Raw genomic sequence first — 13,230 nt, 5'->3', positions numbered from 1 at the left:
CTCTGACTTTCAATGCAGTCGGAGGGGTGACCCTCTCTGTTTATTGATAGTTATGGCATTCTAATGAAAAATCAACGTTTAACAATGAGAGGTATGGACCGCCATGTAGATTCTGTTCTACATGTTATGGTAATAGATCGAGATGAAAACCACACTAACCGAGTTGTCTTTGCTTCACATATGGGATTACCAGAGGAAGTTATTGCAGTGAATGCAGGTTTTCTGGAAGGTAGACCGCTATTTCTCAATAATACGGAATATGAACGTTACCATTCTGAGGCATATAAGCGAAAAGAAAGAAAAATTGGTGAAGGTGATACAGTACATGGGGTTTTGTATAACTCTTTAACACGTATTGAAGGTGTAGAAGAACAAGTTGTAGACCCTTCTAAAGAATCCAATAAAGCATTTATTGTGTCTACTGAAGGAAATATTGCTGAGTGTGTCTCCCGTCATGTAATTAATCGTTTCGGTTTACCCAAGGAATGGTCTGAGCATTACTACACTTTATTTGATGATTATATTCAACCACTAGATATCATACGCAATGAAGACTATATGACTGTATGGCCAGAGTTGAAAGCGGTCCGATTGAATGCAGCCGAAAGTGATGTTATTGACATCATGAATCGAAGTCTAGCAGAAGGGGTATTAACCATTCCGTCAACACACTTAGAAGGCGCATTTTCTCCTGAGTGGACTATGAAGGAATACATGGTTAACAACTCCGATATTTTTGCAAAGATGTTATCAGAGTTAAAGCCACAGCATAATGTAGGCGATCCAATTGATCCTGCCATTGCTACGCTGAAACGAATTCCATTCCCTGCTCAAGCTAACTTGATACAGGCAATTGTGAATACGTTAGATGATGAAGACTCTGTTATATGTAGTGGAGATATGGGGACTGGTAAGAGCTTAATTACCACAGCTGTAGCTCGTATTCTTCAAGCGAAAAGAGAACGTAACCTAAGAATGGTACCGTCCGGTCAGAAAAAGAAATCTAGAAAAGGGCTTGCGGTCTTACTATCTGCACCTGGTATTACATTACCTAAATGGAAGACAAAAGAGATTCTAGGGACATTACCAAATGCAAAGGTCACGATCATCAAAAGTGCCGATGAAATGATGAAGCTTTATCAAAAGATTAAGGCAGGCTATGAACCAACTGGTTTAGAGTTTTTCCTAATTGGTATTGATAAAGCCAAAAGAGGAAACGAACTGTTCTTTTCAGGGGTTTGGAAAGCGATTCATGAGCAAGGTGAAACCCAAGAATTTGGTTGGTTTTGTCCTGATTGTGGAAGAAGACTTCATAAAAAAGTAGAAGGCGGGATCGAGCCACTTGATTGGGAGGATGTTGCTGATGGTGTACCACCTACCGCTGATGCTATTTCAGATGCTCGTTTTGAAAAGAAACTGTTACCTAACGGCTTAATTCAAGATGAAAAGGTTAAGTGGAAATCGACAAAGAAGGTGACAACTTGTACAAATCATGTTGGCTTTTATGGTGAGAAGTATCATGAAGAAAAAGAGGAATTTATTGAAGATGAACTGTCATCCAAACGTTTAAAGTGGAAGGCATTAGGAGTAAAAGATATGTCTGATAAAGAAGATGCCTTTGTAGAAAAAGGATCTTTTAATTGTCAATCTAAGCTTTACCGTCCAGCTCTTCGCTCTCGTGGTGAAACTCGCAATAAACCAGTTGTGATGATTGCAGAAGTGTTGAAAAAGTGTAATGGATGGTTTGACCTTTTAGTTATGGATGAAGTACATCAATGCAAAGCTGATGGTACTGGACGTGGCTATGCTTTCGCTCAAATGGTTAAAGCTGCTAAGAAAAATTTGCTTTTAACTGGAACTCTAACAAACGGTAAATCAAGTTCGATTAAAGAAATTTTATGGAGAACGGATGCGAAAAGTTTGTTAGCTGCAGGTGTAAACGCCAAGACTGGATCTATTACATGGGCAGAACGTTACGGGAAGTTAAAGCAAGTGGTTAAGTTCGAAGAAGGTCATGAATCAGGTGTTCATACAAGACAAAAACGTAAACCATATGCTCCAAAAGAAGAGCCTGGTATAGCGCCTCAAATGACGTCTCAATTCCTCCTGCACAAAGCTTGTTTCCTAGAGTTAGGTGATATGGGGTTACCATTAGTTGAGCTGAAAGAGGAGCCTATCTTTGTTGATATGGACCCTGAACATCAAGCTTATTACAGACTGTTTCATGATGAATTATTCGACCATTGTAGCTTAGCGGCTCGTATGGGGGCAAAAGGTGCGTTTAGTAAGTTCATCCCTTCTACGATTAACTATGGTGACCGACCTGACTTTGGTGCTTCTGTTCAGTTTAAAGGTACTGGTGAAGCGGAAGGTAAAGTTATCTCAGCACCTATTTTAGAAGGTAAGCATGCTAAAGAGCGTAGAATGTTGAAGCTTGTTAAAAAGGAATTGTCAGAAGGACGTCGTGCTGTAATCTTTACTAACTACTCTGGTAAATACGGCATTAATGAACGTATTAAAGAGCTACTAGATGAAGAAGGTATTCATTCTGAGATCCTGACAACAGCTATTGGAACTGATAAAAGACAAGAGAAGCTTGATCAATTAAAGGAAAATGAAGTCCCAGTTGTAATTTGTAATATGGGATTAGTAGAAGTGGGGCTCGATCTTTTGTATTGGCCGACCATTATCTACTATCAGTTGAATTATGAAGTATCAAAAATTCGACAGTCTTCTAGAAGAGCATGGCGTATTGGTCAAGAAAAAGAGTGCCGCGTTTACTACCTTGTATATAACGGGACCCAACAAATGGCACAATTCTTAACAATCATGTCAGCTCGTGGTCACGCATTAATGACTGAGGGCCGACTTGATAAAGGGGAATTAGCAAAGTATTCACGAGATGAAGTGAGTTCATTAGCTAGTGATTTGGCAGCATGTTTTGCCACATCAGATGTTGCTACTGCTTGGAAAGAGTTAGCGGCTAAAGATATGGAAAATGTAGAAACGGTATCAGAAGGCAGCTTTAAAGATGTTCTTCAAAACCGTATGAAGTCATTAGCGAATCAAACTCTCCGTATGGCTGGGGTAGAATCTCAAGAACTTGAAAGTGTATCTATTAAGGAACAGATTATTACGTGGATTGAAGCTTCTGTTACAAGTTCGGTCAGTAAGAGATTTGCTTTGAATCATATCGATGCCATCTTAGCACGAATTGATGAAGGTCTATCTGGTTTCACAGTAATAGATGATCAGCTACAAGTGGACCTTATCGACGCATTTGGATTCGCAATGGTACCGGACGCTGAAATAGTCGCTTACTTGACGAATAATAGAAGCCAAGTGGAAGAACGTAAAAAGCACACTGGTATTAAACTAGTGGCTAGTAATCACACTGGAAAAGGGAAGAAGAAGTTGTCTGATGGACAATTGGCTTTTGACTTATTCGGAGATATGTAGGAGGAAAAGGATGGTTGAAATCGCTATGGTAGTTGGATACCTAGTGCTTCATAACCTAAACGAGTTACGCTCGTTTAGGTTTTATGAAGCTTGGTATACCACCAAAGAAGAAATGAATAGAGAGATAGACCGAGAAAAATATGAGTTTGATTTTATTGCAAAGAAGCATATATATCAGCTCTCAACTCAAATGGATTCTCAGATGATTGAAACAGATGAAATTAAAGTTATAGAGAGTAGGCCAGTGGTATCTTCAACAAAAGGAACAGGTGCAGAATCACTTTTTCAAGAATTACAAAACACCTTTTCAATCGTTGAAGAAAACTCTAGTGAAGAAAATGTAGTGGAAATGGACGTATCAATTGTAGGTGAAGAAGATTTGATAAAGGTTGGGGATACCGTTGAAGTGAAAGTTAGTGAGGAGTTATTATCCTATGAGCCCCCTATACAAGAGGTAGAATCACCCGTCAATTCAAATGAGCTAAATGCACTTGATGTGGACCCTACATGGGTGACATCAACCCTTGAAGTCTATGATCGGGAAGAAGAAAAGAAGAAGAAGAAGCAAGATGAAGTGACTCGAAAAGTGGCGGAGATCGAGCAGCAGATTAGAAAACTTCAATCTTCTGATAAAGAGGATGCTCATGAACAATCAGTTCAACTAATGGTTGAGAGTTATGCGTTGCAAGGAAAAGTAAAGGAGCGCATAGCGCTTAAGCATAGATATCCAGAATTGTTCAAGCAAAAAAGTGAAATGGTAAAGACCTTTGTATCTAACGATGCCACAGAACCAAAGTCAGAACCAAGGAAGCGTGTATCTATCATCGGTGGTGTGGAAGAAAGTGAACTCCTTTTGCCACCGCCACCAAATTCAGTAGAGATTACATCAATAGGTGAAAAAAAGCTAGGAGAACAAGCTTGGTATGGTCAAGTAGTTGGTATTGACCGTAAAGATAATGGGATGTTCTTTCATTTTCGAGACCATACACAAAGAGAGTGGTTGCAATTTAATAATCATCCTGTGGAGGTAGGAGATATTCTTGTTGTAAAAGTGAGAGTAACTCCAAATCGACTTGTAGTAAAGAATGTCTTCAGATGGAAAGTGAAATCAATAAAAAAAGAGAGAATATTAGCGAACTAATAATTCAAGCCGTCTTATAGCCTTAACTGGTTATATAGACGGTTTTTTGCATATTTAAACTAGTAAATCGTTACCTATATCCTAATCTTTTGAAGAATATCGAAGAAAATTCCAATGAAACTATGTACATCTTACTAGTGTTTGTATAAAATTATCTTAAGATTGTCGAAATATAGTCCATTTTGCATAGGTGTATAATCATATAGGAGATGGTAGTGTGGGTGAAGAGAGGATTTTGAGACTTGGCAAAGAAGCTCGAAAACGAAAGATGAGTTTTCACACGCTCATGATAATCATGAACGGTGGGAATTCTAGAAAACATGACTTACTAGGTGAGATTAAGGGTGTTCCTATGACTGAGCCTGATGAAGATTTCTATGAAAATTTTAATGAAAGTATGTATTTTAGTTACAACCACTGGATTCAGCCAATTAAGGAATCATTAAATGGGATTGACTCAGCTGAAATCACTGTAGGTGTCGAGCCAGATGGCAGCATGAACCTTGATAACCTGTCGTACTTTGGTAAGATCTCCATCCCTGAACACTATAAGAGAACTAATAAATGGGTAGAGTATCTACAGGTACAACTTAAAGACCTTGTACGATTCGCTCCTTATATAAGAGAAATTGAATTCAGAATGACTCGTTACACAATCAATCAAGTATTTGTGAGAATGGAAATCAGTGCAAAGGACGCTTTGAATTGTTCTAAGAAGCCTTTAAACCAATCTTTATATAATCAGTGGCTTGCTACGATTTTAAGGTATCATGTAGAGTGTTCAGATTCAGAAGAATTCCAAATGTATGATATTTTCCCTGTTATTGATGGTCAATTACGTGTTGGGAAACGAGAACAATGTGTAAGGTTCATGTGGTGATCGTATGTTCAATGTTGAAGAACATAACCAAAATGTAGGGCAAACCGTTAGTAGTAATGATGGAACCTTTATCAGTAGTGCAGCTAATGATATCTTAATGTTATTCCCAACAGTCGTAAAAACGGGTTTCGATATTATAAGTCTTTTATTTGTCTTAGCAGTAATGGCCTTACCATATGCTATTATGACAAAGAATGCTCAATGGCTTAAATTTTCAACCGGTACAATGATTATGTCGGGTTTAGTGATTGTCCTATTACGATTCGGCTTCTTATTTGTTAGTACGAATACAGGGCAAGAGTGGGTTGCGATGATTCGAGATATACTGACGCTAGTCTCCAGTATTGCTTTCTATAGCGCTATCGGGATGCTGTTAATTGCATTTTATGTGAGAGTCTTTCATAAAGCATTTCAACATCAAGATTATCTAAGGTGGAGTAGACGATTATATTTTTCAGCAGCAATTGTTTTTGTGCTATCTTTAATCCTCCCAACCATAACTCTCATGGTCTAGCCCCTCTGGTAAGAAGGGGCTTTTATTTTATTTCCGAATATACTAACAGGGGTATATTTTGACAGTCTAATAGTTAATCGTATAAGGTGATAACAACTTACCTTTTTGGAGGAGAGAAAAATTATGGGAACTATCATCTCATTTGATCACTTTAAAAATAATAAATCGAACCACCTAATAGAAAAAACATGTAAAAACAGTTGCGTCTTTTTTGACTATAAGGAAGAATCATGCCCGTTTTTCAAGTTGGATTATGAAGATCCCACAACCCCAACTAGATGCATGGAATATTTAGACCGTGAAGAGATAGAGAAAGACCTACCTATAGAGGATGAAGAGAGTGGTTCATGGGAGCTGCTGGAGGATGGCTATTCTGTTGAAGGAGATGAGAATTTCATGTTTGAAATCATTGGTCAGTCTTCTACAATAGATACATCAAGTTACCCTAGCGAGCCAGATATTCCGTTAAGTAATCAATCTACGAATTTAGGGTGGTATGTTGCGCCTGATCGATCTTTTGGTTGTTGGATATGGAATAATAGCAAACATCGGTTAATGCAGGTTAATCCAAACTTGACTCTTAATACAGTTCCGAAAGGCTGGGCAGATAAAGTCTATCGTTCTCCTATACCTTTACATGCTCCAAATGCTTCAGACAATGTACGATCAAGAATGGTATGGTATGTTGATGAGGATGGTTACGGACAATATGTTCTCTATATGTCTAATGAAATAAAGATGTTGAGTTATCCAAAACCAGCATGGTGGAGTTAAGTGTTGTTTTAAAGTAAATATCAAATAGAGATTGTGTAGTTACCGACCCATATGGTAAATTAGTAGTATACTGTAACCTTTTTAAATAACTATTAACTGATATGTCCATAGGACTTTTTGTTAGGCGAATTACGCCCAATAATCTGTCCTATGGACTTTTTTGCGTTACAGTAAAAAAATATAGGGGAGTGTTTTAGAAATGATTATTGGTTACAAGGTTGAATATGCGTGGTGGAAGTATCCTACAGACACACTCGCGATTAATAAGCGATATGCAAAAACGTATGAAAATGCGGAGGGGATTTTTAAGGATATTCTTAGTAAGCATTATTATAATGCTCGTATTATTCCCATTTGGAAAGGTTAGAAGTAAACAATAACACATTCACAGTTTTAGAAAAATCCATATTCAAGAGGGGGGTAGCTATATAGTTGGCTGCTTTTTTTCTTGTTTAATGAAGAAGGAGACAAAGTATATGGTAAACGCAGGCGTAATGATGGAGAGCTTTTTTCGCAACAAATCTTACGGGAGATTGAAAGCTTCAGAAAAATTAGCTGATGCACATTATAATGTCGTGAAAGAAAAGCTAAAGGATCACGAGTCCAGGGTTCATCAATTTGATGAAATGGACTGTGTGGTTAGATGGATTAGGAAGGCTATTTATCAAATAGATGATGCTGGTTTAAATGAACATCTATTTGATTTAGGCTTACTTCCTCTAGCGGTCAATCTTGATCCTAAAAAAGTACCGGATGATTTCGATGTCTCCTCCTTTTTAGTCGCTCAACCCAAGGTATTAGGAGTAAGTGTGAATAAGAAAGGTAGGGTACCTAATCCCGGAATTTCAAGTCATGACTTGGAGCATCATATTGGATCGTACCTAACCTCTAAAAAGGTACATGTCTTTTGTGAAGCCAAGTATGAACGGTTAAAAGAGCGTATGCTGCAATGTGATGTATTGCAAAAGAAAAACAAGATCAAACATGAATTTGGATCTGTTTATCTAAAAGAGCATCATCACAAAGTGTTTGATACTTTGAAGGTATTAAACGAATTGGGGCCAGCTTTCCTTATGGAATATGGTTCACCAAATTTAGGTGCGATTAACGAATGTATCATGAAAGGACGTATTCATCCAAATGAAGTGGCACAGTTCAAACGTGTTATCGACTATAGGTTGGATATGGTAATCCTCACTCAAGAGTCTAACCAAAAAATGTTTGATCACATGCAAAGAAGGACGAGAATAATAAGTGCGAATCTTGGAGCGTAAGAAACAAACACTTTTAAGGAGAGTGATTTAGATGAATCAGAAAGAATTTTTGGATGTAATAACGGAGTTAGGTAGCCTTATGGGTCGAGCAGGTGGAGACTTTTGTTTTAGAGAGAAGGAGTTCCTTATCACATATAAAGGAAACTCGCTTCGTCTCTTTACTAAGCCCAATACTCGTTTGAATCCATCTATTGATCCCACTAATGTTTGGGATTATGGTACCTACAGTCTTAACTATAGTAAGGTAGAAGCTCTTTCTGTTATTAACCTAGTGAAAATTGAGCAGCTGCTTACGTTTGTAGAGAGCTTGATCCAAGTCTTAGTTCAAACAGAAGTCGATGCGAGCATTGAAAGTGAATTTATTAAACGATATAAGCTCTTTAATGCGGAGCCGACAAAGACCAACTACTTGCTATATAAATCTGCAGGTGAGTTGTATCTAACGGATGAACAATATTATGTGAACAGAAGGAAGCGTCAAAATAAGAGTCAAAAAGCGATTATTGATCGTTTTGTAGAGATTAAAATTCAATTGCTAATCCATGTAACAGAAAAAAAGAAAGTAGAACGTATTGAAAATTGTGATTCTGGTTTGTCCAGAATAGATACCCAAAAAGCGGATAAGCAAACTAGATCCTTAGTTTCAGTATCCTAGCTGTAGGTATATTTCAATTCACTATTAGAAAAGACGACGTTAAGGTCCGTAGGGTGTTTAGTTAGAGAAGTCTCTATTACCGTTCCCTGTGGACTTTTTGCGTTCAAAAAATCCAAAGGAGAGTGTACAATATGCAACTATCACTTTTTGATTTAAATAATCCAAGTAAAACTATGGGAACTAGTAAAGGGAAGGTAAAAGACATTCGTACGATCCAACAAGCCCAACATAAAGTTTCATATGACGTGGGAGAGAAGATTGGCGGAGCAATGAAAGACCTGGTGAAAAGTCGTTTTGAAGATAACCCAAACATTAAAACGTTAGGGGAGCTAGAAAAGATTTCAGGAGCATTCGCAGAATCGATTGTGACTAAAAAAGCAGTTTTTGAATCCTTCTCTTTAGAAGATGAGAAAGAAAAAGAAGTAGACGTCAAAATCGCTTTGATCAAAGAAGCTTTATTAAAGCGTGTTGATAAGCAGCCAACTGTAAAAGATGCCGAAGGACGCAAGAAGTATCTATTAGCGTGTCAAGAGTTGCTAGAAATATTGGAAGGGATAGAGATATTTCAAGAATTGGAGATCATCATCCATAGGGTAGGACGTCGAATTGGTGTAGAGAAAACAGGTCTTAAAAGACTTGAGGATAAATTAGAGGATCAGCGTATCTACTTAGAGCGCTACAAGTCTAGGTTTATACCTGGTACGCAAAATAAAAATATAGAAGCGATTGAAAATCGTATTAAACAAATAGAGAGGGATATTCGTAATTATGAAGATTATAAAACAAAACCATTATCTTGTTTAGGAGAAACGTTTTGTTCGTTCTTTACCAAGCCGAACAGTGCTAATCAAACATGGAAACGAATTTGTGAAAAAAAACCAACATGGGAAGAAGTTTTAAAATCTCCTAAGAAGACAGTTAAGAAAAAGAAGAAAAACACTTGGGGTAGAGAATTACCGGATAAACCAGAGAGAGTAGGAGGGCGTACATTAACCGTTGGTAAGCCTGAAGACTTATTAAGAGAGTTCAACTTTAGAGCTTGTGAATTTGGTCATTACGTTGATGATTCTTCAGCAATGAACCATTTAACACGTTCTGCTGAAGCTTTCTATGACCTTGCAGATATTCTGGGTATTCATCATACAGCCGTATCACTTGGTGGGAAATTAGCCATTGCATTTGGATCTAGAGGAAGAGGAAGAGCACTGGCACACTATGAACCAGTTGGTAATGTCATTAATCTTACTAAAAAGCGAGGTTCATTAGGTGTACTTGCTCACGAATGGTTCCATGCACTAGATCGCTACTTATTCCTACAAGATTCTGGTTCTATTCAACTTGGGTATGCTTCGGAATCAAGTGGTGATGTATTGCGTAGTGAAATTAGAGATGTTATGGAACGATTAGATAATTCCATTATGAAGGGTGAAGGCCTAGAGTATTGCTACAATACGAACGCTCCTGAAACGCGTTGGACTATCAGTTCTAAGTTGCAGATTCTTTATCAATCTTTAGATGGTGATTTAAATAAAATGTTAAACAAATATCTTGAGCAAGTAGATGCTCGTCGTAAATTCTTTAACGAGACATACCCTACATTCGCTTTTAACAAAGAGGAAAGAGAAAAGAAGGAACGAGCAGCTACTCGCAAAGAGAAGCGAGAGTTAAATAAATATGTGAATGCCATGTGTTGGTATCATGAAAAGCAGACTGGTGAAAGGGTAGACCGTTTAGCGATTCCTTCTGACAATTCAAATTATTACTTGAATGCCCTCACTCAAGATCGCGGGCAAGAAGGAAAGTATTGGTCTAGTCGGGTTGAGCTTTATGCCAGAGCGTTTGAAACATACATTCAAGATAAACTAAAGGAAGCAAATAGAGTGAGTGATTATCTTGTTGCTGGAACCAACCATACCCAAGCTTACCCTCAAGGGGAAGAGCGAAAGAGTATTAATTTAGCAATGGATCAACTGCTTAAGGTATTAGCAAATAGCGTATTGAGTGTAGATAAATAATTTTAAGGGTGTGAGAGTTAATGAGTAAGGTTGTTTTATTATTAGGGGAAGAACGTTTTCGTATGAATGATTCAATTCGTAGCTATCAATCTAAAGTAGATGAATTGAATTTTGTGAAGCTTGATATGGAAGAGATTCCTATCCAAGACGCTGTTGAAGAAGCAAGAACGGGTTCTTTCTTCAATGATGAAAAAGTAGTGGCTATAACAAATCCAATTTTTCTAACTGGATTAAAGGATAAAAGTAAAGTAGAGCACCAGATTGAGGTCTTTGAGGAATACCTTAAAGAACCTAGTCCGAGTACGACGCTTCTTATTATTGCTCCTTATGAAAAGATTGATGGACGGAAGAAGATTAGCAAACTTGTAAAAAAAGTAGCCGATCAGATTGATTGTGCTCCTTTGAGTGCTTACGAGGCCTACCCTTGGTTAGATCAACAAGCATTAGCTTTAGGTGTGAGAATGGATCAGAAAGCTAAAGAGCGTTTGTTACAGTTGGTAGGAATGGATATGACTCGATTAGCAGGAGAGCTAGGAAAAATGGCTCTTGCTGTGGGAACCGGTAATGTCATTCAACCCCAAATGGTGGACACAATGGTAAGTCGTAATCTTGAACAAAATGTCTTTGTTCTAGTTGAACATTTCTCTAAACGGGAATTAAAAGAGGCTTTATTCGTATTAGAGGATTTACTGAAGCAAAAGGAATCACCTATTAAGATCCTTGCTTTATTAACCCGACAAGTACGTTTGATGTTACAAACGAAGATCTTATTAACAGATGGATTAAATCAATCAACCATAGCGAAAGAATTAAAACAGCATCCTTTTTCGGTCAAACTTGCTGCGGAACAAAGTACTTCTTTTTCAGCTGAGCACCTTGCTTTTTTGTTAGACTTACTTACAGATACAGATTACAACATGAAAACAGGAGGCAGTCAGCAATTAGAGATAGAGCTTTTTCTTACAAAAGCTTTAAGTGAAAAATAATAAAACAGGGTAGCCGCTAAAAAGTGGCTACCCTGTTTTATGTTTTATACCCTCTCGGCTTATCATTACAAAGCCTGTGCATTGTTTTTAGTTTGACTTTTATTAGTCATAACTGTAAATAGTGGCCGGTCATTTAACATGCCCTTTAACTCTTCATGATGAATAAAATCATATACCTCATGTGCCATTTCAGTCATTTCTTCCAGGCTAAACATTTTCTTTACACGCTTAGTTTGACCATGTACAAAGCTATTATTTTCATTCACCGGACCTTCTTCAATTTGTACAATATACTGGTACACATCTTTATTCTTTTTATTGTTGAAATACTTATTAAATAGAATGCTTATCTTACGACCAGTGCCATTTTTATGACCGAAGTTCTCCCAACGATCGGCACCTTTCATTCCTTCATTTACTCCATAGAGTTTGTGGAAAGTATGATTGATGATTGAGTGTAAGAGGGGTTTCATACGTTTCTTTGGCACGAATGCTTTAGCTGATGTCTTACCATGTTCACAAATGGTAAAGATCATACGACCGCTGTAACTGTACTCTGATTGATGATACCCCTCATCGGTACAAGTCTCTTTTTCATTGTACATCTTCTTTCCAGTGAGTAAAGACTGTACGTCCATTGTAGATTGATTATTGGCACTCTTAAACACTTTGACCTCATAATTTGTATTCATATTAAATCACTCTCCTTACTTGTAATATAGCATATATATCCACTAATGCTAAATTTTGATAAATGTATAACCTCGCATACTATTCACTTATTGACACTCCTATTAGGGTATGAGATTCTTTGAATAGGGGGAGAAAAGATGCATAACGAAATTACTATTTACTCAGATAGTTCAATACAAGCAGACGGCATGCTAAGAGTCTGTTTATTAACAAATAAAGAGGAATCCTTTCAATTTTCATTAAGTAACATGAAAGAGCAGCTATCTCAACTACAAGCCAGCTTATATATTATTGTCTCATCAGTAGAACAAACGGAATTTAGTTTAGCAAGGGACTTAGCTGAAGCCGGTCATAATGTGTTATATCTTTATTTATCCCTCAAAGATCATCAAGTATTAACGCTTGTAAGAAGTGGAGTTAAGGGTATAGTTTCTCAAAATATAGATTCGAAGAGTTTGTTAGATATCATAAGGAAGCTCAAACATAATGATTATTCCTTCGATGAATACGTGGTTAATGTGGTTATGGGTGACTATTTGAAGGCTAATAAAAATAGCGAATCTAATTCGGACTGTCTGGTCAAAAATGTTTCAGAGCGAGAATTAGAGGTCATTGAACTACTTTTTAATCATTACACGACCAATAAAGAGATTGCTAGTAAATTAAATGTAAGCGAATCTACGGTAAGGCACTACATTCGCAGCCTTATGCAAAAGCTAAGTGCTAAAGATCGTACAGATATTGTAGTACATTCTATTAAATTAGGCCTGTTAAAATTTTAAGAATATATGAGACTTTCTTATTGACCTGTTAAATTTTGTTTGGTATATTGTTACTAG

General features: G+C 37.3%; 12 protein-coding genes. 11 read left to right on the top strand and 1 reads right to left on the bottom strand.

All coding sequences use genetic code 11. From position 1 onward, the window contains the following. The first annotated feature begins 63 nt into the window (after positions 1-63). The 10 genes from AB3N04_RS00920 (at position 64) to holA (ending at position 11,698) form a co-directional block, all read left to right on the top strand. Positions 64-3,459: a helicase-related protein gene (locus AB3N04_RS00920; RefSeq protein ID WP_368502690.1), complete on the top strand. Its 3,396-nt coding sequence runs from the start codon at positions 64-66 to the stop codon at positions 3,457-3,459. 10 nt (positions 3,460-3,469) lie between these two features. Then, on the top strand, positions 3,470-4,600 hold the full coding sequence (locus AB3N04_RS00915; RefSeq protein WP_368502689.1) for a hypothetical protein: 1,131 nt from the start codon (positions 3,470-3,472) through the stop codon (positions 4,598-4,600). 217 nt (positions 4,601-4,817) lie between these two features. Next, complete coding sequence (locus AB3N04_RS00910; protein WP_368502688.1) at positions 4,818-5,480, top strand: hypothetical protein; 663 nt, start codon at positions 4,818-4,820, stop codon at positions 5,478-5,480. Positions 5,481-5,484: 4 nt separating this feature from the next. Then, positions 5,485-5,994, top strand: a complete 510-nt coding sequence (locus AB3N04_RS00905; RefSeq protein WP_368502687.1) for a hypothetical protein — start codon at positions 5,485-5,487, stop codon at positions 5,992-5,994. A 123-nt stretch (positions 5,995-6,117) separates the two neighbouring features. Then, positions 6,118-6,768 (top strand): hypothetical protein, encoded by a 651-nt coding sequence (locus AB3N04_RS00900; RefSeq protein ID WP_368502686.1) that lies wholly within the window; start codon positions 6,118-6,120, stop codon positions 6,766-6,768. 199 nt (positions 6,769-6,967) lie between these two features. Then, positions 6,968-7,135 (top strand): hypothetical protein, encoded by a 168-nt coding sequence (locus AB3N04_RS00895; RefSeq protein ID WP_368502685.1) that lies wholly within the window; start codon positions 6,968-6,970, stop codon positions 7,133-7,135. 109 nt (positions 7,136-7,244) lie between these two features. After that, the gene (locus tag AB3N04_RS00890) at positions 7,245-8,042 is read left to right on the top strand and encodes a hypothetical protein (protein ID WP_368502684.1); all 798 of its coding nucleotides are present in this window, start codon (positions 7,245-7,247) and stop codon (positions 8,040-8,042) included. Between the two features lie 31 nt (positions 8,043-8,073). After that, positions 8,074-8,697 carry a hypothetical protein gene (locus AB3N04_RS00885; RefSeq protein ID WP_368502683.1) on the top strand — a complete coding sequence of 208 codons (624 nt, stop codon included), beginning with the start codon at positions 8,074-8,076 and terminating at the stop codon, positions 8,695-8,697. Positions 8,698-8,828: 131 nt separating this feature from the next. Next, positions 8,829-10,712, top strand: coding sequence for an LPD1 domain-containing protein (locus AB3N04_RS00880; protein WP_368502682.1), 1,884 nt, complete (start codon positions 8,829-8,831; stop codon positions 10,710-10,712). 20 nt (positions 10,713-10,732) lie between these two features. Then, positions 10,733-11,698, top strand: coding sequence for a DNA polymerase III subunit delta (holA, locus tag AB3N04_RS00875; protein WP_368502681.1), 966 nt, complete (start codon positions 10,733-10,735; stop codon positions 11,696-11,698). A 65-nt stretch (positions 11,699-11,763) separates the two neighbouring features. On the opposite strand, the gene AB3N04_RS00870 is transcribed toward holA, so the two are convergent. Beyond that, positions 11,764-12,390 carry a hypothetical protein gene (locus tag AB3N04_RS00870; RefSeq protein WP_368502680.1) on the bottom strand — a complete coding sequence of 209 codons (627 nt, stop codon included), beginning with the start codon at positions 12,388-12,390 and terminating at the stop codon, positions 11,764-11,766. 138 nt (positions 12,391-12,528) lie between these two features. On the opposite strand from AB3N04_RS00870, the gene AB3N04_RS00865 reads away from it, so the two are divergent. After that, a complete protein-coding gene (locus AB3N04_RS00865; protein ID WP_368502679.1) occupies positions 12,529-13,173 on the top strand; it encodes a response regulator transcription factor in 645 nt (214 codons plus the stop codon). The last annotated feature ends 57 nt before the right edge of the window (positions 13,174-13,230 follow it).

Origin of the sequence: Alkalihalophilus sp. As8PL, from assembly GCF_040939795.1 — a bacterium.
Lineage (GTDB): Bacteria > Bacillota > Bacilli > Bacillales > Bacillaceae_D > Alkalihalophilus > Alkalihalophilus lindianensis.
Note: the sequence above shows the minus strand (reverse complement) of the source record. Positions and strands in the feature narration are given on the sequence as shown.